Annotated in this window: 20 protein-coding genes; 7 read left to right on the top strand and 13 right to left on the bottom strand. The window is 65.5% G+C overall.

The features are described 5' to 3' along the window. Positions 1–116: 116 nt before the first annotated feature. A complete protein-coding gene (locus MnOB_RS17995) occupies positions 117–677 on the top strand; it encodes a DedA family protein (protein WP_077525596.1) in 561 nt (186 codons plus the stop codon). On the opposite strand, the gene MnOB_RS17990 is transcribed toward MnOB_RS17995, so the two are convergent. Continuing rightward, positions 678–1,913 carry a sterol desaturase family protein gene (locus MnOB_RS17990; RefSeq protein ID WP_077525595.1) on the bottom strand — a complete coding sequence of 412 codons (1,236 nt, stop codon included), beginning with the start codon at positions 1,911–1,913 and terminating at the stop codon, positions 678–680. A gap of 224 nt (positions 1,914–2,137) precedes the next feature. Between MnOB_RS17990 and MnOB_RS17985 the strand changes: the two genes are divergently transcribed. The 4 genes from MnOB_RS17985 (at position 2,138) to MnOB_RS17970 (ending at position 6,530) form a co-directional block, all read left to right on the top strand. After that, on the top strand, positions 2,138–2,968 hold the full coding sequence (locus tag MnOB_RS17985; RefSeq protein WP_077525594.1) for a dienelactone hydrolase family protein: 831 nt from the start codon (positions 2,138–2,140) through the stop codon (positions 2,966–2,968). A 13-nt stretch (positions 2,969–2,981) separates the two neighbouring features. Further along, on the top strand, positions 2,982–3,638 hold the full coding sequence (elbB, locus tag MnOB_RS17980; protein ID WP_077525593.1) for an isoprenoid biosynthesis glyoxalase ElbB: 657 nt from the start codon (positions 2,982–2,984) through the stop codon (positions 3,636–3,638). 135 nt (positions 3,639–3,773) lie between these two features. Further along, complete coding sequence (locus MnOB_RS17975; RefSeq protein ID WP_077525592.1) at positions 3,774–4,244, top strand: thioesterase family protein; 471 nt, start codon at positions 3,774–3,776, stop codon at positions 4,242–4,244. 135 nt (positions 4,245–4,379) lie between these two features. Continuing rightward, on the top strand, positions 4,380–6,530 hold the full coding sequence (locus MnOB_RS17970; protein WP_077525591.1) for a putative bifunctional diguanylate cyclase/phosphodiesterase: 2,151 nt from the start codon (positions 4,380–4,382) through the stop codon (positions 6,528–6,530). Between the two features lie 12 nt (positions 6,531–6,542). Here the strand turns inward: MnOB_RS17970 and MnOB_RS17965 are convergent, their stop codons facing one another. From MnOB_RS17965 to MnOB_RS17945, 5 genes are all read right to left on the bottom strand, one after another. Then, a complete protein-coding gene (locus MnOB_RS17965) occupies positions 6,543–6,995 on the bottom strand; it encodes a YaiI/YqxD family protein (protein ID WP_077525590.1) in 453 nt (150 codons plus the stop codon). Between the two features lie 56 nt (positions 6,996–7,051). Beyond that, positions 7,052–8,941: an FTR1 family protein gene (locus MnOB_RS17960; protein WP_077525589.1), complete on the bottom strand. Its 1,890-nt coding sequence runs from the start codon at positions 8,939–8,941 to the stop codon at positions 7,052–7,054. Positions 8,942–9,168: 227 nt separating this feature from the next. Continuing rightward, positions 9,169–9,801 carry a homoserine/homoserine lactone efflux protein gene (rhtB, locus tag MnOB_RS17955; RefSeq protein ID WP_077525588.1) on the bottom strand — a complete coding sequence of 211 codons (633 nt, stop codon included), beginning with the start codon at positions 9,799–9,801 and terminating at the stop codon, positions 9,169–9,171. Between the two features lie 72 nt (positions 9,802–9,873). Continuing rightward, positions 9,874–10,413 (bottom strand): mechanosensitive ion channel family protein, encoded by a 540-nt coding sequence (locus tag MnOB_RS17950; RefSeq protein WP_077525587.1) that lies wholly within the window; start codon positions 10,411–10,413, stop codon positions 9,874–9,876. Further along, positions 10,413–12,323 (bottom strand): ATP-binding cassette domain-containing protein, encoded by a 1,911-nt coding sequence (locus MnOB_RS17945; protein ID WP_077525586.1) that lies wholly within the window; start codon positions 12,321–12,323, stop codon positions 10,413–10,415. The genes MnOB_RS17950 and MnOB_RS17945 overlap by 1 nt, the downstream gene beginning before the upstream one ends. A 50-nt stretch (positions 12,324–12,373) precedes the next feature. Between MnOB_RS17945 and MnOB_RS17940 the strand changes: the two genes are divergently transcribed. Then, positions 12,374–12,838, top strand: coding sequence for a TIGR02444 family protein (locus tag MnOB_RS17940; RefSeq protein WP_077525585.1), 465 nt, complete (start codon positions 12,374–12,376; stop codon positions 12,836–12,838). Here the strand turns inward: MnOB_RS17940 and MnOB_RS17935 are convergent. The 3 genes from MnOB_RS17935 to MnOB_RS17925 form a co-directional block, all read right to left on the bottom strand. Then, positions 12,835–13,980 (bottom strand): AlgP family protein, encoded by a 1,146-nt coding sequence (locus MnOB_RS17935; protein ID WP_077525584.1) that lies wholly within the window; start codon positions 13,978–13,980, stop codon positions 12,835–12,837. The two genes, MnOB_RS17940 and MnOB_RS17935, sit on opposite strands and share 4 nt — an antisense overlap. Before the next feature lie 255 nt (positions 13,981–14,235). Continuing rightward, entirely contained in the window at positions 14,236–14,706 is a 471-nt protein-coding gene (locus MnOB_RS17930; protein WP_077525583.1) for an Rsd/AlgQ family anti-sigma factor, read from the bottom strand. Between the two features lie 325 nt (positions 14,707–15,031). Then, positions 15,032–15,523 carry a disulfide bond formation protein B gene (locus MnOB_RS17925; protein WP_077525582.1) on the bottom strand — a complete coding sequence of 164 codons (492 nt, stop codon included), beginning with the start codon at positions 15,521–15,523 and terminating at the stop codon, positions 15,032–15,034. 109 nt (positions 15,524–15,632) lie between these two features. On the opposite strand from MnOB_RS17925, the gene MnOB_RS17920 reads away from it, so the two are divergent. Further along, positions 15,633–16,712, top strand: coding sequence for a PQQ-dependent sugar dehydrogenase (locus tag MnOB_RS17920; RefSeq protein WP_077525581.1), 1,080 nt, complete (start codon positions 15,633–15,635; stop codon positions 16,710–16,712). A gap of 53 nt (positions 16,713–16,765) precedes the next feature. On the opposite strand, the gene MnOB_RS17915 is transcribed toward MnOB_RS17920, so the two are convergent. The 4 genes from MnOB_RS17915 to hemC are packed head-to-tail and all read right to left on the bottom strand — an operon-like array spanning position 16,766 to position 20,871. Next, positions 16,766–18,016, bottom strand: a complete 1,251-nt coding sequence (locus tag MnOB_RS17915; protein WP_077525580.1) for a heme biosynthesis HemY N-terminal domain-containing protein — start codon at positions 18,014–18,016, stop codon at positions 16,766–16,768. Next, entirely contained in the window at positions 18,013–19,146 is a 1,134-nt protein-coding gene (locus tag MnOB_RS17910) for a uroporphyrinogen-III C-methyltransferase (RefSeq protein WP_077525579.1), read from the bottom strand. Before MnOB_RS17910 ends, MnOB_RS17915 begins: the two co-directional genes overlap by 4 nt. 16 nt (positions 19,147–19,162) lie before the next feature. Beyond that, positions 19,163–19,933, bottom strand: coding sequence for a uroporphyrinogen-III synthase (locus tag MnOB_RS17905; protein ID WP_077525578.1), 771 nt, complete (start codon positions 19,931–19,933; stop codon positions 19,163–19,165). Then, the gene (hemC, locus tag MnOB_RS17900; protein ID WP_199824552.1) at positions 19,930–20,871 is read right to left on the bottom strand and encodes a hydroxymethylbilane synthase; all 942 of its coding nucleotides are present in this window, start codon (positions 20,869–20,871) and stop codon (positions 19,930–19,932) included. Before hemC ends, MnOB_RS17905 begins: the two co-directional genes overlap by 4 nt. Between the last annotated feature and the right edge of the window lie 14 nt (positions 20,872–20,885).

The raw sequence follows: 20,885 nt of genomic DNA, 5'->3' as shown, positions 1-20,885 counted from the left end.
TGGCGGCATGCGGGGATTGTCCGTGGTCAATCTGATGGCATTTGCCGGAGGCCGGAGCTTTTCCCGGGGCGCCATCCCGGTTAGGCTGCGCGTTCATTTCGCTGCGCAATCCAACCATGCTGCAACAATTTCTCCAGGATTTCGGTTACTTCGCCCTCTTCCTCGGCACATTCTTCGAGGGTGAGACGATCCTGGTCCTGGCCGGTTTCCTCGCCTTCCGGGGCTACATGGACATCAACGCCGTCGTGGCCACGGCGTTCTTCGGCAGCTATGCCGGCGACCAGCTCTGGTACTACCTGGGCCGCCACAAGGGCCGGCAGATACTCGCGCGCAAGCCGCGCTGGCAGGCCATGGGCGACCGCGCACTGGCACACATCCGCCGCCATCCCGATATCTGGGTCCTGAGCTTCCGCTTCGTCTACGGACTGCGCACTGTGATGCCGGTGGCCATCGGCCTGTCTGGCTATCCACCACTGCGTTACCTGATCCTCAACGGCATCGGTGCCCTGATCTGGGCGCTGGCCCTGGGATTCGCCGCCTTCCACTTCGGCGCCGTGCTGGAAGGCATGCTCGGCAACCTCAAGCGCTACGAGCTGATGGTGCTCGGTGGCCTGGTGGCCATTGGCGGCATCCTCTGGGTGAGGCGCCGCCTGCGCAACAACGGCAAGAACAGCTGATCAGACGGCCAGTGCCGCCGCGCGGCGCTGCAGGCCGAACAGCACGGTCAGGCTGACCAGGCTGTAAAGCGCCAGCAATCCCCATCCCGCCGCCCCCATCGGCAACCATCCCAATGCTGCGCCGGTCCAGAGCACCGGCCAGTTCACCGCCAGCCGCACCACTTCCATCCAGCGCGCCCAGGGCCGGTTCTCCAGCCAGCTTCCGATCACGTAGAGCCCGAAGGCCATCCAGGCCCAGGCCAGCAGTAACGCGGCCAGCGAAACCTCGCCACCGGTACCCAGCAACCAGGTTCCGGCCACTACGTAGAGCGTGAATTGCAGACCGGCATACCACTTCTGTGGCAGGCCCAGCGGCACCTCGAATTTGACGAAGCGTGACAGGTCCGGCTTGGCCTGTGGATAACGTTGGGCCACATCCGCCGGCCGCCAGCCAGTGCGCATGAACCAGATGCGCAGCTTGTCCCACCAGGACTCCGCGCGCGCGGCATCGCGCCAGAGCTGCACATAGAACTGCAGGTTGGCCCACAGCGGGTTCCAGCTGGCCAGCGGTGTGGTCACGCCGAAGATCACCGGCTCGCCATCCAGCTCTTCCTGGAAGGTGCCGAACAGTCGATCCCAGAGGATGAACACGCCGCCATAGTTGCGATCCATGTACACCGGGTTCTGTGCGTGGTGGACGCGATGGTTGGACGGGGTGATGAAGAACCACTCGAACCAGCCCAGCTTGGGAACGTGGCGGGTGTGCACCCAGAACTGATAGAGCAGGTTCAGCGCACCGACGCTGAGGAATACCAGCGGCGGGACGCCGACAGCCGCCATCGGCAAGTAGAAGATCCAGCCGAAGAGGAAGCCGGTACTGGTCTGCCGCAACGCTGTGGAGAGGTTGTACTCCTCACTCTGGTGGTGCACCGAATGGGCGGCCCAGAGGATGTTGCGCTCATGGCCCAGGCGGTGGTTCCAGTAGTAGCAGAAGTCATAGAACACGAAGGCCAGCAGCCACACCCAGAGGCTCGAAGCCGACTGTTCGAACAGCGCCAGGTGTTGCCAGGCGAAGGTGTAGGTCAGCAGCCCCACCACCTTGGTCAGCAGGCCGCTGGTGGTGGACAGCACGCCGGCGCTCAGGCTGTTGAGGGCATCGGCGGTACGGTAGGTGCGCATTCCACGCCAGCGGTCGGCGATCAGTTCGATGCCGATCAGCAGGAAGAAGAAAGGCACGGCATAAAGCACGTAATTCATGGGACAACCCTTATCGTCGTTCTTGTCCGTTGACCCCCAGGCGGTGAAGCGGGTTGGCGCCGCGCTCGCGGCCCGATTCCCCGGCCTGCTAGGATTGCTCGTCAGGTGCTGCACGAAACGCCGCCATGTCCTGGCGGCCTTCATCCAGTACCCAGGATGCTACTCCCGCAGCCAGCCCGGCTTCCCGGCATGGCGTGCCAACCCAAGCGGCATATGACGACAGCATGCGAAAACTCCTCAAACCCGCCCTGATCGCCCTGCTCCTCCTGGCCTGTGCCGCCCTGCTCGGACTCTATCCCTATCGTGATGCCCTGCTGCCGCAGACCGCCGACCTGCCGGCGGCGGAACAGCGCCTGGCACCTCACCTCAGCCTGTTCACCCCGGAAGGCAACGGCCCCTTCCCCACCGTCCTGGTGTTTCACGGCTGCAGCGGCCAGAGCCCGCTGTTCATGCGCAACGTGAAAGCCTGGCTGCTTCCCGCCGGCTACGCCGTGATGTTCGTCGACAGCCATGCCGCCCGTGGCATCGAGGACTGGCACCCGGTCTGCGATGGCAAACGCCTGTGGGGCAACGAACGCGCCATCGACGTCTACGCCGCCCTGGCGCTGGCACGGCAGAACCCGGCCGTCGACAGCGGCAAGCTGGCCCTGCTCGGTTACTCACACGGTGGCTGGACCATCCTCGATGCACTGTCCTACGACGGCAGCGCCGGCCACGGTTTCCCCGCCACCGGCAAGGGTGCGCTGGCCGGCGTGCGCGGCGTCATCGCCTACTACCCCTACTGCGGGTTCCCCGCCCACCTGCGCGACGGCCTCGGGCACAGCGCCCCGGTGCTGATGTTCCTCGGCGCCAAGGACCACATCACCGACCACCAGCAATGCCTCTCGGCCCTCGACAGCCTCGACGGCGAGCGCCTGGAGCTGGTGCAGTACGGCAACGCTGACCACGTCTTCGACCAGCGCAGCGACCTGAATACCTACCAACCCGGCCTGGCCCAGGATGCCCAGCGACGCGCCCTGGCGTTCCTGCGCGAGAACCTGGGACCAGCCCAATGACCTGGAGAAGTCCATGACCAAGAAAGTTGCCGTGATCCTGTCCGGCTGTGGCGTTTACGACGGTGCGGAGATCCACGAGAGTGTGATCACCCTGCTGCGTCTGGACCAGCGCGGTGCCAAGGTCCAGTGCTTCGCGCCGAACATCGCCCAGCATCACGTGATCGACCACACCACCGGCGAAGAGATGCCGGAAAGCCGCAATGTGCTGGTGGAATCGGCGCGCATCGCCCGCGGCGAGATCAAGGACGTGCGGGAATTGAAAGCCGACGACTTCGACGCCCTGATCGTTCCCGGCGGCTTCGGTGCGGCGAAGAACCTCTCTGACTTCGCCGTCAACGGCGCCAACTGCACCGTGCAGCCTGACGTATTGGCCGCCGCCCGCGGCTTTGCCGAAGCCGGCAAGCCGGTAGGCCTGATCTGCATCGCCCCGGCCCTGGCGGCGAAGATCTACGGCGAAGGCGTGACCTGCACCATCGGCAACGACGCCGGTACCGCCGCCGCCCTGGGCGAGATGGGTGCCCAGCACGTGGAATGCGTGGTCGGCGAGATCGTCGAAGACGCGAAGCGCAAGCTGGTGACCACCCCAGCCTACATGCTGGCCCAATCCATCAGCGAAGCGGCCGGCGGCATCTACAAGCTGGTGGACCGGGTGCTTGAACTGACCCACTGATGTCCCCGGGCGGGTGGCTCCGGCCGCCCGCTGCGTGTCGATCCGGCCAATCCGCCCGCCTCTCCTGCCTTACCCCTTGGCACCCTGGCCATTCCTGAGGCAGCGTCGAGCCATTCGATGCTCCCAGGAGGCACCATGAGCCAGACCGATTTCATCCTCACCCCCGAACTGCAGCAGGCAGTCGCCAGCTTCTTCGAGCGTATTCCCTTCAACCGCGTGCTCGGTATCCAGCTGGGTGAGATGAGCACCGAGAAGGTGCTCATGCACCTGCCGATGAAGGACGAGCTGATCGGCAACTTCGTCCAGGGCATCCTGCACGGCGGGGTGATTTCCAGCCTGCTCGACGTAGTCGGTGGCGCCATGGCGCTGATCGGCGCCTTCGAACGGCACCAGCACTTATCCACAACGGAACGCATGACACGGTTGTCCAAGCTCGGCACCATCGACCTGCGCATCGACTACCTGCGCCCGGGCCGTGGCAAGCACTTCACCGCCACCGCCGTGCTGCTTCGTTCAGGCAACAAGGTCGCCGTGGTGCGTTCGGAACTGCATGCCGACGACGGCACCCTCGTCGCGGTGGGTACCGGCACCTACCTCTGCGGCTGAATCCGCACGCGCCGTTCGGGGGGCGACGGCCGGCCGCGATGCCCATGGCCTTGCCTGCTGGAACTGCCTAGACTGCGGGCACGATGCCAACGTGCCAGCCCATGGCGGGACCGCACCCGAAGGACCGCGCGCCCAATGCTTTTCCTGACTCACGCCGACGCCATCCCTGACGATCAGATCGCGCTGCTGGACTGCAGCCATTCCACTCCCCTGGTCCTGCTCTCCTATCTGGTGGCCTGCGCCGCCGCGTTCACCGCCCTGGCCATGGCGCGCCGCGTCAGCCACAGCGGCGCCCTGTTCGGCCGCGAGCTCTGGCGCTGGGTCGGCGCCCTGACGTTGGGCGGTGGCATCTGGTCGATGCACTTCATCGCCATGCTCGCTTTCCGCGCCCCCGTGCCGATCGCCTACTCGCCCGGCATCACCCTGCTCTCGCTGCTGATCGCCATCGCAGTGTCCTACGTAGTGATGCGCGTCATTGGCCGCGAGCGGCTGAAGCCCTGGCAGTACCTGGCGGCAGCCATCGCTGCAGGCACCGGTATCGCCACCATGCACTACAGCGGCATGGTGGCGATTCGCTCCGCCGCCTCTCTCTACTACGACCCACTGCTCTTCGCGCTTTCGGTGTCCATCGCCATCGGCGCTGCGCTGGCCGCACTGCTGCTGACCTTCTACTTCCGTGAGCGCAACGATCAGCGTGCTCGTCGCCTGCGCCTGGCTGCCAGCGCGGTGATGGGCGCGGCCATCGTGTCCATGCACTTCACCGGCATGGCGGCGCTGACCCTGACCGTCCCGCGCGATATCCAGCTGCAACTGGATGCCGTCAGCCGTACCGGCCAGGTCCTGCTGGGCTCGGCCATCGGGGTCATCGCGCTCCTGGTCATCGTCACCGGCCTCGGCGCCGCCTGGGCCGAACAGCGCCTGCGCGAGCAGCGCCGGCGCCTGCGCACGGCCGCCGACCAGCTCAATACCGCCACGCACCATGATCCATTGACCAACCTGTTCAACGGCCGCGCCTTCACCCGGATGACCAGCAACCTGCTGGCGGAACACGACGGTCAGGGCACACTCGCCGTGCTGTTCATCGGCCTGGATGGTTTCAAGCGAATCAATGACAGCCTGGGGCACGGCGCCGGTGACCTGGTTCTGCAACAAGTCGCCCAGCGCCTGCGCACCACCCTGCACGACCAGGACCTGCTGGCGCGTTACTCCGGCGATGAGTTCTGCATCCTCAGCCCACTCACCGATGGCGCTCGCGCTGGCGACCTGGCCGACCGCCTGCTGGGCCAGATACGCGCGCCCATCAGCCTCCCCAGCGGCCAGCTGAGAGTCACCGCCAGCCTGGGCCTCAGTCTTTATCCACAGGACGGTGAAACCCACGAAGAGCTGCTGCGCAACGCTGGCCTCGCCCTGGGTCACTGCAAGGAAAATGGCCGCAATCGCTGGCAACGCTTCAGCGCCGATCTCGAACTGCGCGCCCATGAAAACCTGACCTTGGAACAGGACCTGCGCCGCGCCCTCAACGAGGACGCCCTGGAGGTTCATTACCAGCCCATCGTCGCCAGCGACGCCAGCCGCGTGGTCAGCCTGGAGGCTGTGGCGCGCTGGCGCCATCCGTTGCACGGCATGATCAGCCCGGGGCGTTTCGTGACCATCGCCGAGCAGCACGGCTTCATTGCCGAACTGGATACCTGGGTGATGCGCCGCGCGTGCCGCGACCTGAAGGAACTGCACGACGCCGGGCACAGGGACTTGCGTGTGGCAGTGAATTGCTCGGCGCTGAACTTCTCCAACCGCAACCTGCCGCTGGTGCTCGGCATCGAGCTGCAACGCTCGGGGCTGAACCCACGGGCGCTGACCCTGGAGGTCACCGAGAACGCGCTGATGGGCAATCTCAACTCTGCGGTGGAAATCCTCGAAGCCATTCGCGCGCTGGGCGTGAGTATCTCCATCGATGACTTCGGCAGCGGCTATTCATCCCTCGCCTACCTGCGCCGCCTGCCCGTGGACACCCTCAAGGTGGATCGCGCCTTCGTGCGCGACATCCCGGCCGAAGAGAACGACATGGCGATCACCGCCGCGATCATCGCCATGGCCCACAAGCTGCAGCTCAAGGTGGTCGCCGAAGGTGTGGAAACCGCCCAGCAACTGGGCTTTCTACGCGAGAACAATTGCGACCTGATCCAGGGCTACCTGTTCAGCCGCCCGCTGCCGCTGGCCAACCTGAAGCAGTGGCTGGCCAACCCCAGGAACCTGGCAATGGCCACCCAACCTCACGCGGTGACCTGAGGCGGGGCCGCATCAACCCCGGCTGAGTCGGGTCAGCAGCCGGTCCAGGGAGTTGGCGAAGGCCTGCCGCTCCTTCTCGCCGTAGGCTGCCTGGCCGCCGCCCATCTGGCCTTGGTCACGAAGGTCGGTGAACAGGTTGCGTACCGCCAGTCGCTCGCCCATGTTGCGTTCGTCGAACTCGCTACCGCGCGGGTCCAGCGCCGCAACCCCCTTCTTCACCAGGCGATCGGCCAGCGGCACGTCGCTGCAGATCACCAGCTCGCCGGGGACGGCGTTTTCCACCAGGTAGTCATCGGCCGCATCCGGACCGCTGGGCACCACCACCAGCCGCACGCAGGCGAAGGCCGGCTTGACCTGGCTCTGCCCGGCCACCAGCACCACTTCGAACTTGCGCTTCAAGGCGAACTTGATCACCTGGTCCTTGGCTGCCCGGGGGCAGGCATCGGCATCGATCCAGACGCGCATGGGAGAACTTCCGCAGATAAGAAAAGGGCGAGGAGTTTACACCCCTCGCCTTCTCGTCAGGCTTGTGCCGTGCTGCGTTCGCGCAGCCAGCTGCGGCCGTAGAGCGCCGCGATGGCCAGCAACGCCAGCCCCTGGGCCGACAGCGTATAGGCATCGGGATGGATGCCCAGCCAATCGAACTCGAAGAAGGCCACCGGACGCGTACCCAACACCCCGGCTTCCTGCAGGGCGGCCACGCCATGACCGGCGAACACCACCGACAGGGCGCAGAGCAGGATGGCGTTGGCGCTGAAGAAGGTCCCCAGCGGCAGCTTCGCCGAGCCGCGGAGGATGACCCAGGCCAGGCCCACCAACAGGACCAGCGCCGCCACCGCGCCAGCGATGACCATGCCATGGCCGGCCGGACCGGCCTGCAGCCAGAGGGTTTCGTAGAAGAGGATCACTTCGAACAGTTCGCGGTACACCGAGAAGAATGCCAGGGTGGCGAAGCCGAAGCGCCCACTGCTGCTCAGCAGGTGGTCCTTGATGTAGCTCTGCCAGGCGGCAGCGTGGCGGCGGTCATGCATCCACACGCCGAGCCAGAGCACCATCACGCAGGCGAACAATGCCGTGAAACCCTCCATCAGCTCGCGCTGGGCACCACCGACATCGATCAGGAAGGCCGCTACTGCCCAGGTGGCGAAGCCGGCAACGATGGCCAGGCCCCAACCCACGTGAACGCTGCGAATCGCATGTTCCTGGCCGGTCTTGCGCAGGAACGCGAGAATCGCCGCCAACACCAGGATCGCCTCGAGGCCTTCGCGCAGCAGGATCAGCAGGCTGGAAATGAAGCTCAGCGAGCCGCTCAGGCCGTCGCTGCCCAGCAGGTCCGCGGACTTGTCCAGTTCAGCCTTGGCCTGTTCCAGCAGCTGCGCCGCCTGACCGATGGACTGGCGGTCCTGCAGCGCTTGGCGATAAGCCATCAGCGCGCGTTCGGTGGTCTTGCGCTGGACCGCGTCGAGGTTGTCGAGGGAGCTCTCCACCAGCTCGAAGCCTTCCAGGTAGGCGGCGACCGAGAGGTCGTAGGCCTGGTCCGCGTCACCTTCCCGGTAAGCCTTGAGGCTCTGCTCCAGGGTGGAACGGGTATGGCCGATCAGCTCCTTTGGCCCGCGCTGCTGCACGGGCGGCTGGGCGCGCTGGGCACGGAACAGCGCCTGGGCTTCAGCACCCAGGCTCGCGCCGACTTCTTCCGGCGTGCGGCCAGCCAGTTCGCCAAGGGAGATGGCTTCACCCTGCACCGCTGGGTCGGCGCTGAAGCCGGCGATGTAACTCGCCAGATCCCAACGCTGACGGTCGTCCAGCTGGTCGGCGAAGGCGGGCATGTCGGTCCCTTCGACACCCAGGCCGAGCGTGTTGAAGAGGTCATAGAGGCTCATCCGGTCCATCCGCGCCTGATCGCGCAGGTTGGCCGGCGGCGGCTCGAGGCCCATGCCAGCCGGGCCATCACCGGCACCGGTATCGCCGTGACAGACGCTGCAGTGCTGCGCGTAGAGCGGCGCACCACGGGCGGGGTCAGGCGTGATGAGCGGGGCCTGGCTGACCTCATAGGTCGCTGCCAGTCGGGTGGCCAGTTGGCGCGCCTGGCGGGCAACGGCGGCTCCGTCCTGCTTGTCTTGCACGGCCTGGTGCAGGCTGGCGACGCCCTTTTCCAGCTCCTTCTGGCCGTCACGGGCGGGCAGGGCCACGATCAAGCCCTGCAACGCACCGAGGAATTCGATCTGTTCACGGTACTCGGCGGAGTCGATGACTTTGCCGTCGACCACGGTAGCGGGGTAGTCGGCCCCGATGTAACTGAGCAGGTGCAAGGCCTGCGCGGCGCCGTCGGCCTGGTCGGCCATCAGGCTGAAACTACAGAGCGCCATCAGCGGCACGAAGAGCCAGCTGAGCAATCTCGGAATGGGGAACATGAGTCAATCTCAAATGAGAATGGGGAAACGAATTGTTACCCTCCTAACGATTGAGCTCAACCCCGAATCGCGCATCCGATTGCGCTGGCAGGTTGCCGAAAAACGCTGCAGGCCCCGCCACTACTGGCTTTGAGCGCGATATTGATGGGCTCGGGACGGTTCGATGAAAAGAGGGATTCCGACGGGAAGAATTCCGGCGAGCAGCCGCTCGCCGGAGTGCGCCGCCATCAGACCGGCGCGCGGCGCACGGTGGCCAGCAACGCTGCCGCGCCGACGAACAGGGCGGCGAAGCTGCGGTTCATCACCCGCTGCTGGCGCGGCGAACGCAGCAACCGCAGGACGCGGGCGGCGAGGCCGGTGTAGCCGGCCATGACGATCAGGTCGACGGTAATCATGGTCACGCCCATCACCAGGTATTGCTCTACCAGCGGCGCATGGGGGTCGATGAACTGCGGCAGCACGGCGAGCATGAAGACGATCGCCTTGGGATTGCTGAAGTTCACCAGGAAGCCACGCAGGACCAGGGTGAGCGGACGGCCGATGGGGCGCTCGGCCGAATCGTTGGCCATATCGCTGGGCAGGGCCTTCCACTGCTTGACCGCGAGGTAGACCAGGTAGGCCACACCGAACCACTTGATCAGGCTGAAGGCCAAGGCGGAGGTAGCGAGGATAGCGCCGACACCCGCGGCGACAATGGCGATCTGCAGGGCCAGGCCAATCTGCAGGCCAAGCGCATTCCAGTAGCCACGGAGGAAGCCGTACTGCAGGCCGGAGGACATGGAAGCGATGGCACCGGCACCCGGTGAAAGGCTGATCACCCAGCAGGCAACCAGGAAAGCGAGCCAGGTCTGGAGCGCCATGGCAGATACCTCGGAAACGAAAAAGGGCAGGCCGCAGAGCCTACCCCTTCATCCAGGCGCTGCCCAGTACCGTCAGCGCCAGCGGCGCACGGCCTTTTGGAAGAACAGGCTGTTGGGCACTTGCACCAGTGCGCCGTGATTCTCTTCGCTGAGGTCTTCGAGGGTGGTGTAGAAGAGGTTGATGGCGATCACCCTGCCCTTCACGCCTTGCTTGTCCGCGCTTTCCACCACTTCGACCTTGTCTCCCATGCGGAACGGTCCGAGGGAGAAGATCAGCACCGCGCAGAACATGTTGGAGAGCACGCTCCAGATCGCGAAGAACGCGACCGCTGCCACGGCGGCGAAGCCGGTCAGGGCGGTCCACAACACCTCGGCGGAGACACCGAAGCGCTCCAGCACCAACATGAACGCGCTGCCGAGGATCATCCATCGCAGCAGGCCGCGCAGAGGCACCATCAGCTCCGAAGGCAGCTGTGGATAACGTTGCCCGAGGCGGGTGATACCACGGGTGACGATGCGCTGAACCATCCAGGCCAGCAGCACGATCAGCAGTACCTGGGCGGCGCGGATCAGCGGCTCGCTCCAGGCGGTCAGGAGTTGCAAGTCATCCATCAATCCGCGGCCTCCAGTTGCCGCTGCAGCTCCTCCAGGGTTTCCAGCGCCAGGAGCCAGGCCTCTTCCAGTTCGCCCTCGCGCACCTTCAGGCGGGCCTGCTCGGCCAGCAGGTCACGCAATTCATCCTTGCGCGCCGCCTCGTAGAGAGCGGAATCGCCAAGGCGCGCTTCGACGCCGGCCAGTTGCTCGTGCAGCTTGCCCAGGTCCTTCTCGAGCTTGTCGGCTTCCTTCTTGTGCGGAGCCAATTGCTGACGCAGGGCGGCGGCGGCCTGGCGTTGCGCGCGCTTATCGGTCTTGTCCGGATTCACCGACGCGCTGGTGGCGGGAGCCTGGCGCGCACGGAAATCCACCAGCCAGCGGGCGTAGTCGTCGAGGTCGCCATCGAAGCTCTGCACACGACCATCGGCCACCAGCAGGAATTCGTCCGTGGTGCTCTTGAGCAGGTGACGATCGTGGGACACCACCAGCACGGCGCCGGCGAAATCCTGCAGGGCCATGGTCAGCGCCAGGCGCATTTCCAGATCGAGGTGGTTGGTCGGTTCGTCCAGCAGCAACAGGTTGGGCTTCTCCCAGGCGATCAACGCCAGGGCCAGTCGCGCCTTCTCGCCACCGGAGAAATTGGTCACCGCCTCATCGCAGCGATCGCCACGGAAATCGAAACCGCCGAGGAAGTCGCGCAGGGTCTGCTCCCGTTCGCCCGGGGCGATGCGCTGCAGATGCAGGAGCGGACTGGCATTGGCGTCGAGCGCATCGAGCTGATGCTGGGCGAAGTAGCCGATGGCGAGGTTCTCACCTCGGGCGAGGCGGCCGCCAAGGGGCTCGATGTCGCCGGAAAGGGTCTTGATCAGGGTCGACTTGCCGGCGCCGTTGGGCCCCAGCAAGCCGATGCGAGCACCCGGCGCCAACTGCAGCTTGACCTGCTGCAGCACGGCCTTGTCGCCATAGCCGAGGCGACCTTCGGAAAGGTCCAGCAGCGGGCTGGAAATCTTGTCGGCCTCGCGGAAGCTGAAGTCGAACGGCGAATCGACATGGGCCGGTGCCAGTTCTTCCAGGCGTTCCAGGGCCTTGATCCGGCTCTGGGCCTGGCGGGCTTTGGTCGCCTGCGCCTTGAAGCGGGCGATGTACTTCTCCATGTGCGCACGCTGGGCCTGCTGTTTCTCGTAGGCCTGCTGCTGCTGCGCCAGGCGCTCGGCACGGGTGCGCTCGAAGGCCGAGTAGCCACCGCGATAGAGGGTCAGCTTCTGTTGTTCGAGGTGCGCGACGTTGTCCACGACTGCGTCGAGGAAATCGCGGTCGTGGGAGATCAGCAGCAGCGTGCCCGGGTAGCCCTTGAGCCACTCTTCGAGCCAGAGAATGGCGTCGAGGTCGAGGTGGTTGGTGGGCTCGTCGAGAAGCAGCAGTTCGGACGGACACATCAGCGCCTGGGCGAGGTTCAGCCGCATCCGCCAACCGCCGGAAAAGTCGCCAACGCGACGATCCATCTGCTCCGCAGTGAAGCCGAGACCGGCCAGCAGCTTGCGAGCACGGGCGTCGGCCGTGTAGCCATCGGCGCTGTCCAGTTCGATGTGCAGGCGAGCGATGGCAGTGCCGTCGTGGCCCGCCTCGGCAGCCGCGAGTTCACGCTGAACCCGGCGCAGGTGCTGGTCGCCATCGAGCACGTAGTCCACGGCCAGGCGCTCGAGGTTGTCCACTTCCTGGCGCATATGGGCGATACGCCAGTCGGCGGGCAGCAGGCAATCGCCCGCATCCGGCCCCAGCTCGCCACGCAGCAGGGCGAACAAGCTGGATTTGCCGGCACCGTTGGCGCCGATGAGGCCGACCTTCTGGCCGGCGTGCAGGGTCATTTCAGCGCCTTCTAGCAGGCGCTGAGGACCACGCTGTAGAGTGAGATTTTGCAGTCGAATCATGATGGCGGCGGAGTTTATCAGCTTCGCTGCCGTGTCGCCCGAGGAGCGCTATGCCTTCAGACCTGTGGACTTTCGCCTTGCGCCTCTACGCCGAGCCCGGCGTCGAGCAAGCCTGCCTGCGCCTTCAGGATGGAGGCGCGGATGTCTGCCTGCTACTCACCGCCTGCTGGCTGGGGCAGCGCGGCACTCCCTTCGACATCACTCGCCTGGATGCTCTGTACGAAGTCTGCGACCCATGGCAGGAACAGGTGATCAAGCCGTTGCGTTCGCTGCGGCAGAACTGGCGTGCGCAGGCGCAGGACGATCTGGCGTTGGCCGGGATGCGCGAGCAGATCAAGGCACTGGAACTGGAAGCCGAACGCAAACTGCTGGCGCGTCTGGAAAGCACCGCTGTGTGTTGGGCGACGGGGGAGATGGAGCAGATTGGAGCCTGGCTCTCGGGCTGCTGCCCGGGACGGGAGGGAGTGGACCGCGACGCACTGGAACAGCTGCGCGTCGCGGCCCTGACGCTTTAGTTCGACGGTGAAGTCGGAGCAGCGCCGTTGCTGCTGGTCGGCGCCACGCTGGCAACCGCAGGCGCAGGTGCTGCCGGAGCGGCCGGAGTAGCCGGAGTAGCTGCCGGCTTGGGCGCCGCGGCCGGAGCGGCGGGCTTGGCGGCAACAGGCTTGGCTGCGGCTGGCTTGGCCGGAGTGGCCTTCTTCACAGCGGGCTTGGCAGCGGGTTTCTTCGCAGCAGGTTTGGCAGCCGGCTTCGCAGCGGCGGCAGCAGGTTTGGCTGCAGGCGCGGCGGGTTTCGCAGCAGGTTTAGCTGCGGCTGGTTTGGCTGCAATTGGCTTCGCTGCGGCTGGCTTGGCTGCCGGTTTGGCAGCGGGCTTAGCAGCCGGCTTGGCAGCAGGTTTCGCAGCGGCGACTTTAGCGGCGGGCTTGGCAGCCGGCTTGGCTGCGGGCTTCGCTGCAGGTTTGGCTGCGGGCTTGGCAGCAGCGGTTTTCGCGGCGGGTTTGGCAGCCGGTTTCGCGGCGGACCTGGCGGCGGGCTTCGCAGCAGCGGCCTTCGCTGCAGGTTTCGCAGCAGGCTTGGCGGCGGGTTTCGCAGCGGGTTTCGCAGCAGCCTTGGCGGCAGGCTTGGCTGCAGGTTTCGCAGCGGCAACCTTCGCGGCCGGTTTAGCGGCTGGCTTGGCAGCCGGTTTGGCAGCTGCAGGCCTGGCGACCGGTTTAGCCGCTGGCTTGGCGGCGGCCTTGGCAGCAGCGGGTTTTGCTTCGCGGGAGGAAAGGGCCTTGCCGACGGCCTCGCGGACCTTGCCGACGCCCTGGGCGAGCTTCAGGCTTTCCTGAGAGTCACGCTTGAGCTGAGAAATGTAGGCGCGGGTTTCGGCCTGACGATTCTTCAGCGTTTCCAGGAGGGTTTCGAGATCACCGATGTTGGCCTTGGCCTTGGCTTGCGCCTTGGCTTTGCCGGCCTTGGCGGAATCCTGCAGCTTGGTGCGCGCGGTGTGGAGTTTTTCCTGAGCCTTGCCGCGTTGTTTTTCCAGCTTGGTCAGGAGCTTTTCAGCGTCGACCGAAGCTTGGGCGCAGGCTTTCTCAAGGTGTTCGAGCAGACTGAAGGACAGTTGGTGCAGCAGGTGCAGCGGGGTGCTTACGGGCTTCTTCTTGGCCGACATGGTATGCCTCCTGGCGGGCGTTATTTGGCCCATACTAGACGCCTGTTTCACGAGTCGCCAGAGGCCGCGCCATATCGCCCGCCTGGGCCTTGCGACGGATTGTCGGTGCAGGGTTTCGCAAGTGCGATCCGGACCACGAACCAAGTGCCCGGAAAACCCTGTGCACTGCGACAGTTAGCCCACGCCAAGAAGGCTCTGGAATGGGGTATACAGCGATGATCCGCCACCCCGATTCCAGTACCGGCAGGACAACGATCAGGCCGGTTGCGAGGCCTCACCCTGATGGGCGTTATGCAGCACTTCGATCAGGCAGTCTTCCAACTCGAAGCGTTCGTGAAGCAGTTGCCCGAGATTCTTCAAATCGGAAGTCAGGCAGATGTCACGGCTATCGCCGTTGTCGCAGCGGTCGTTGAAGGCCAGTGCGACTTCGGTGATGGCTTCGATGCGGGGATAGATTTGCTTGGCGAGGTCGAGGCCGCGTTGGTCACCAAACGCTTTCGCCTCGTTGAGCAATTGCTCGTAGACCTCGAAGTGCCCTGCAGACACGTAGTCCAGCAAGACCTCACAAAACCTTTGCAGTGCTTCCGCGTTGGCGCTGGGAGCCTGGGGCTTCTCGCTCAGCGAGCTGTAAACACGGACCAGCTCTTGGCGCTCCTGCAACCAGCGGTCGATCAGCTGGTGCACGCCACCCCAACGTTCCTGAGCGTTCTGGCAACTTTCGAGCATGGTGACGACCTCACTTCCCTAATTCGGTAATGCCGTTATACGTCCGCTCCGAGACGGTTTTTTGTCGACCGGTGCAAGATCTTGGGAAGACGCCGCTAAAACGGCAATATTCCGGCGGCGCGTGCGGGCCAGAGTATGCCCGCCGGGCAGTGCCATCAAGGCGCGCGCGGGAAAAAATTCATACGAGCGTTTAAACGACAGACCGCGGCCCGTCTGGCCGGAGCTTTGGGGCTGGGGCGGCGGATTGGCGCAGCGCTGGAGAGTGCGGGAAGGGAGGGAAAAGCGCGCCCGAAAGGCGCATGGCAAAGCCATGCGCCTGGAGCGATCAGGTGCGACGCAGCAGCTGGTAGAGCGAGAACAGGATGCAGCCGATGAAGGCCAGCAGGCTCCACTCGGGAATGCTCATGCCGAACAGGGTCCAGGTCACGGCGGCGCAATCGGCAGTGCCATGCAGCATGGTCTTGATGATCTGCAGGAACGGCCAGGCTTCCATCATGTAATCGAAGCTCGGCAGGCACGCGGGCAGTTGGTCCGCGGGCACGCTCTGCAACCAGATCTGGCGCCCGGCGAAGGCCGCGCCCCCTGAAGAGAAGAGCAGCGCCAGCACGGCGTAGACGCGCCGTCCGGTGCGCTCCGGACCATGCAGTGCGGCGATCAGGCAGACGATACCGAACGCGATGATGAAGACGCGCTGGACGATGCACAGCGGGCACGGTTCGAGGCCGAGGGCATGCTCGAGATACAGCGCACCCCCCATTACAGCGACGCAACCGAGGAAGGCGAACAGGAAAAGCGAACGCGGGCTTGCCAGGGACATGGCGGCTCCGTTGGGTTATCGGAAAGGGCGTTACGGTAGTGGAAAGCGCCTTGGCCTTTCAAGGCAAGCGACTAGGCTGGATGAGGTTGCCTATCCGGAGAAAACCGCCATGTGTCGGCTGCTCCTGCCGTTGCTGCTGCTATTGCCCGGCCTCGCCAATGCCGCCCTGCCCCTGGAGCGCATTCGCCTGCCCGAGGGCTTTCGCATCACGCTGGTGAGCGACCAGGTGCCCAATGCCCGGGAGATGACCTGGGGTGACCGCGGCACTTTGTTCGTTGGCAGTAATTCAGCCGGCAAGGTCTATGCGCTGCAGCCCGCCAGCGGCGAGGTCCGCACCATCGCCAGCGGCCTACAGCTGCCCGTTGGCGTGGCCTACAAGGGAGGCGACCTTTACGTCTCTGCGGTCAGCAGAATCCTGCGCCTGCGCGACATAGAGTCGCGCCTCGATTCACCACCCGACGTCGAGGTGGTCTATTCGAAGCTGCCTCGTGAAACCCATCACGGCTGGAAGTTCATCGCCTTCGGCCCCGACGGCAAGTTGTATGTGCCGGTGGGAGCGCCGTGCAATGTGTGCGACGAAGACCCTGATACCTACGCTGCCATCCATCGCATGAACGCCGATGGCAGCGATATGGAGTTGGTGGCGCGTGGCGTGCGCAACACGGTGGGCTTCGACTGGCACCCGCAGACCGGTGAGCTTTGGTTCAGCGACAACGGCCGCGATCTGATGGGCGATGACGTGCCTGATTGCGAGCTGAATCGGCTGGAAAAGCTGGGTCAGCATTTCGGCTTTCCCTACTGCCATGCCGGCGACGTGGCCGACCCGAAGTTTTCCCAGCGGCCCTGTAGCGAATTCGTCGCACCTGTCGCCAAGCTGGGGCCCCACGTCGCACCGCTCGGCATGCGCTTCTACACCGGCAGCCAGTTCCCCGCGGAGTATCGCAACAACCTGTTCATCGCCGAGCACGGCTCATGGAACCGCAGCGAGAAGATCGGCTATCGGATCAAGCGGGTCGAGCTCAATCCGGATGGCAGCCTGAAACGCCAGAGCGTGTTCGCCGAAGGCTGGCTGAACGACGGCGATGTATGGGGCCGGCCGGCCGATGTACTGGTGACGCCGGATGGTGCGCTACTGGTGAGCGACGATCAGGCAGGTGCCATCTACCGCATCGAGTACGTGGGAAAATGACGCGAAAGCCGCAGCAATGAAAAAGGCCCGGGATGATCCCGGGCCTTTCTTTATCAGGCGATTTTTTCCGTCGGCAAGGGCAAGGCCGGCAGGCGCTGATCGAGCAGGCCGAGGCCTTCCTGGAACAGTTGGTTGCTGCGTTCCACCTCGCCCATCTGCGCGAGCAGGCGAGCGAGCTCCGCGCAGGTCTCGGGGTCGCGGCGGAAGCTCAGGCTGCTCTCGAAATACTCCCGCGCCTTGCCCCAGAGTCGATTGCGCAGGGACAGGCGACCCAGGGTGAGCAGCAAGGTACCGTCGCTGGAATGTTCCTTCAGCCAGCCCTCGGCAGCCTGCAGCTGACGGGCCGGGTCACTGCCACGCAAGAGGCCATAGAGCCGCACCAGATCGTCGTCGTAGCTGCGCTTGATGGCGCCACGCACGGCTTCCTCGGCCTCTTCTTCGGCACCCAGGCGGCGCAGCTGCTCGGCAAACGCCAGCACCAGACGCGGCTCGTTGCGCTGGGCGGAGGACAGTTGCTGCCAGGCACGGGTCAGCGGCTGCAGAGCGGTTTCGCCCTCGTTCAACCCTTCTTCGCCGGCCTGATGCAGACGGGCACTCCACACACGTAGTTCGAGCTCGGCCAACTGGCTTTCCGACAGCGCCTTTTCCTTGCGCAGGGTGGGTAGCAGGCCGACCAGGGCGGCCCAGTCTCCACGCACCTCGTGCAGATGCAGCAACTGACGCAGAACCTGATGATGGCGCGGGTGGCGCTCTTGCACGGCCTTCAGGGTTTCCATCGCCGCCGCGGAATCGCCACGATCCAGTTGCAGTTCAGCGTGGGCCAGGGCGATGGCCAGTTCGGCCTGGGGCTGACGTTCAAGGGCCCGCTCCAGCAGTTGCTCGGCTTCTTCGGTCTGGCCGATCTTCTGCGCTGCGCGGGCGGCGCCCAGGTAGTAGATCAATGGCTGCGGGTCATTTTCAGCGGCACGCTTGAGATGACGCAAAGCGCGCGCCCAGCGACCTTCGGCGAGGTCCAGCAGGCCCTGTTCGGACGCCAGCCGCGCGCGGCGCCGGGCATTGCGCCGCGACCAGGGATTGACCACCCCGCCGGACATCACCACCAGCCGCAGCAGATAGCGCAAACCGGCGAACAGCAACCAGAGCACCGCCAGCAACGCCAGGGTGGCCCAGAGGGTGGACTCGTAGCGGAAGCCCTTGTAGGCCACCAGCACATAACCCTTGTGTTGGGCCACCGCCATGCCGATGAGGGTGGCGGCCGCGCCGATCACTGCGAGGATCAGCAGGACCTTGAGCAGACGCTTCATTGGCCGGTCTCCTTGGCCGGCTCAGCAGCAGCCGGCTTCGCGGATTCGTCTGCAGAAGCGCCCGGCGTACGCTGCAGGTAGGCCTGCAACGCGCTCAGCGCAGGGGCGAGATCAGGCGCCTTGACCTCCACCGGCTGGCCGGAAAGCTCGTCGAGGCGCGCCAGCAGGGCACGGCTGTCCGGGTTCTCTTCATTGAAGTGGCCGCTCAAGACTTCGCGGGCCTGGCGCAGCGACTGCTGGTAGACCTGGGTCTGGCCATGCAACGCGCCCCATTGCGCCTGCTCGAGAGCGAGCGAAAGGGCGAGGCGGACCTGGGACAGGTTCTGTCCGGCGAGCAACGGTTTGATGTCCTGGCTCGCATCCAGCTGGATGCGGAAGTAGTGCGAGAGCTTCTCCAGCCACTCGGCCCAGGCGCTGCCACCGTCGCCTTCGGCGGCGATGTCCAGGAGCACGCCACCCTTGTCTTCGAAGGCCGGCACCAGCGGATTGAGCTGGACCGCCTGCTCACGCAGGGCTCCCAACTGGAGGAACAGGCCGGTCCGATCGGGCTGCTCGGTGCTGCGCAGCGCCACCAGGCTCTTCGCCAGTTCCTCGCGAGCGGCATAGGCGCCGGGATCGTCCTGCTCACGCAGAATGTCATCGGCGGCCTGAACCAGTGCGGCGGCGCTGTGGATATCCTGCAATGCCGAGAGGCGCAGGCTGGCCAGCCGCAGCAGGTGTTCGGCTTCGGCCAGACGCCAGTCTTTTCGGCTGGCGCCGAGTATGGTTTCCAGGCGCTGGCGCAGTTGCTGCTGATCACCCTGCAGGTCCACCAGCAAGCGACGGCGCTCGTCCAGTTCAGCGGCGCTGGGCAACTCTTCCAGGCGCTGGGTCAGCTGCTGCTCACGCTGCGCCAGGGCGCGGGTCTGGCCACGCGCATCCTCGACCATGCTGAGTTGCTGCTGGTCCCGGGACTCCAGGCTGCGTACCTGCCAGAGGCCCCAGCCGCCCGCGGCGACGCCGGCGGCGCCCAACAACAGGGCGAAGAGGGCCAGGCCATTGCCCCTGGGGGCAGGCGCGGTGCTGGCAGGCGTGACGGGGTCGGCGGCTGTGGTGGGCTGCTCTTGTTTCGGGGCTTCTGCTTCGCTCACGTATCCATCCTTCGCTTCAGTGGGCGGGCGCCGGATGCTGCCTAAGCGCCGCCAACAAGGCCGCGGCACTGGCACCACGGCAATCCACAACATTCTTCGCGCCCGCCTCAACTGCCTGCTCGGCCACTCGCGGGCTGGGTACGAACAGGGTCAGGCAGGTCAGTTCGGGCCAGGCGTCGCCAGCCAGGCGCTGGAGGTTTTCCAACCCCTGGCCACTGCTGACCACCAGGCCATTCAGGCGTTCCGACTCGACGCGGTGCGCCAGGGTGCCCACCGGGTAGTCCGGCAGGCAGCGTCGATAGAGTTCCAGATAGTCGACCGCGACGCCTTGGCCGCGCAAGCAGTCGGCCAGGAAATCTCGGCCACCCTCGCCGCGCATGATCAGTACCCTGGGATCGTGCACCGACAGGGCATCAGCCAGTTGCGGAAGCGCCAACAGCGCCTCGCTGTCGTCACCCACCGCGGGCCAGCTCACCGGTAGACCATGGTCTTCGAGCAAGGCACCGGTGGCCGCGCCCACGCTGAACCAATGCTGATTGGCGGGAGGCTCCAGCCAGTATCGGTCGATCAGGTCGAGGCCCAGCCGGGCTGCCGGCTTGCTGACCACCACTACGGCGCAGTAGCGGTCGAGCTGGAGGATGAGGTCGCGCTGCTCGGGCGATGCTTCAAGGGGTTCAATGGCCAACAGCGGCAAGCTGCTGCTGAAGACCTGGTGCTCGGCCAGGGTCGCAGCCAGTGCTTCGCACTCCTCAGCAGGGCGCGTCAGCAGCAACCGCCAGCCCGTCACGGGTGGCCGGCCTCGCCATAGACGGCCTTGAGGATGTCCTCGGCGCCCAGCTCCAGCAGCTCCTCGGCGACTTTCACGCCCAAGGCTTCGGCATCGGCGATCGCAGCGCGGCCTTCGGCGCGAAGCAGCTGGCCGCCATCGGGCTGGCCGACCAGGCCACGGAGCCAGAGTTGGTCGCCCTCAAGCACGGCATAGCAGGCAATGGGCACCTGGCAGCCGCCATTCAGATGCTTGTTCAGGGCACGCTCGGCGGTGACGCGCAACGCGGTGTCCTGATGGTGCAGCGGCTTCAGCAGGGCGTGAATCTCGCTGTCGGCGGTGCGGCATTCGATACCCACGGCACCCTGGCCACCGGCCGGCAGGCTTTCTTCGACGCTGATGGAAGAGCGGATGCGATCCTCGAAGCCGAGGCGGATCAGGCCTGCAGCGGCGAGGATGATGGCGTCGTACTCACCGGCATCGAGCTTGGCCAGGCGGGTGTTCACGTTGCCGCGCAGGAACTGGATCTTCAGGTCCGGACGGCGTGACAGCAGTTGGGCCTGGCGGCGCAGGCTGGAGGTGCCGACCACGCTGCCGGCAGGCAGGGCGTCGAGGCTGTCGAAATGGTTGGAGACGAAGGCGTCGCGCGGGTCTTCACGCTCGCAGATGCAATACAGGCCGAGGCCTTCGGGGAAGTCCATCGGCACGTCCTTCATGGAGTGCACGGCGATGTCGGCCTCGTTCTCCAGCATGGCCGTTTCCAGCTCTTTCACGAACAGGCCCTTGCCACCGATCTTCGCCAGTGGCGCGTCGAGCAGCTTGTCACCCTTGCTGACCATCGGCACCAGGCTGACCTTGAGACCGGGGTGGGCCTCCTCGAGACGGGCTTTGACGAATTCGGCCTGCCACAGGGCCAGGGCACTCTTGCGGGTGGCAATACGGATCTCGCGGGACATGATCATTTCCGGAAACG

The organism is Metapseudomonas resinovorans, assembly GCF_002003485.1.
Classification (GTDB): domain Bacteria; phylum Pseudomonadota; class Gammaproteobacteria; order Pseudomonadales; family Pseudomonadaceae; genus Metapseudomonas; species Metapseudomonas resinovorans_D.
The sequence above is the reverse complement of the archived record's forward strand: the minus strand, read 5'-3'. Positions and strand labels throughout refer to the sequence as shown.

Excerpts from the sequence above, each read along its gene's own strand:
- MnOB_RS17920 (WP_077525581.1), top strand. The coding sequence starts at position 15,633 with ATGTGTCGGCTGCTCCTGCCGTTGCTGCTGCTATTGCCCGGCCTCGCC.
- MnOB_RS17935 (WP_077525584.1), bottom strand. The coding sequence starts at position 13,980 with ATGTCGGCCAAGAAGAAGCCCGTAAGCACCCCGCTGCACCTGCTGCAC.
- MnOB_RS17930 (WP_077525583.1), bottom strand. The coding sequence starts at position 14,706 with ATGCTCGAAAGTTGCCAGAACGCTCAGGAACGTTGGGGTGGCGTGCAC.
- MnOB_RS17950 (WP_077525587.1), bottom strand. The coding sequence starts at position 10,413 with ATGGATGACTTGCAACTCCTGACCGCCTGGAGCGAGCCGCTGATCCGC.
- MnOB_RS17940 (WP_077525585.1), top strand. The coding sequence starts at position 12,374 with ATGCCTTCAGACCTGTGGACTTTCGCCTTGCGCCTCTACGCCGAGCCC.
- rhtB (WP_077525588.1), bottom strand. The coding sequence starts at position 9,801 with ATGGCGCTCCAGACCTGGCTCGCTTTCCTGGTTGCCTGCTGGGTGATC.
- MnOB_RS17945 (WP_077525586.1), bottom strand. The coding sequence starts at position 12,323 with ATGATTCGACTGCAAAATCTCACTCTACAGCGTGGTCCTCAGCGCCTG.
- MnOB_RS17995 (WP_077525596.1), top strand. The coding sequence starts at position 117 with ATGCTGCAACAATTTCTCCAGGATTTCGGTTACTTCGCCCTCTTCCTC.
- MnOB_RS17975 (WP_077525592.1), top strand. The coding sequence starts at position 3,774 with ATGAGCCAGACCGATTTCATCCTCACCCCCGAACTGCAGCAGGCAGTC.
- elbB (WP_077525593.1), top strand. The coding sequence starts at position 2,982 with ATGACCAAGAAAGTTGCCGTGATCCTGTCCGGCTGTGGCGTTTACGAC.
- MnOB_RS17970 (WP_077525591.1), top strand. The coding sequence starts at position 4,380 with ATGCTTTTCCTGACTCACGCCGACGCCATCCCTGACGATCAGATCGCG.
- MnOB_RS17960 (WP_077525589.1), bottom strand. The coding sequence starts at position 8,941 with ATGTTCCCCATTCCGAGATTGCTCAGCTGGCTCTTCGTGCCGCTGATG.
- MnOB_RS17925 (WP_077525582.1), bottom strand. The coding sequence starts at position 15,523 with ATGTCCCTGGCAAGCCCGCGTTCGCTTTTCCTGTTCGCCTTCCTCGGT.
- MnOB_RS17965 (WP_077525590.1), bottom strand. The coding sequence starts at position 6,995 with ATGCGCGTCTGGATCGATGCCGATGCCTGCCCCCGGGCAGCCAAGGAC.
- MnOB_RS17915 (WP_077525580.1), bottom strand. The coding sequence starts at position 18,016 with ATGAAGCGTCTGCTCAAGGTCCTGCTGATCCTCGCAGTGATCGGCGCG.
- MnOB_RS17985 (WP_077525594.1), top strand. The coding sequence starts at position 2,138 with ATGCGAAAACTCCTCAAACCCGCCCTGATCGCCCTGCTCCTCCTGGCC.
- MnOB_RS17990 (WP_077525595.1), bottom strand. The coding sequence starts at position 1,913 with ATGAATTACGTGCTTTATGCCGTGCCTTTCTTCTTCCTGCTGATCGGC.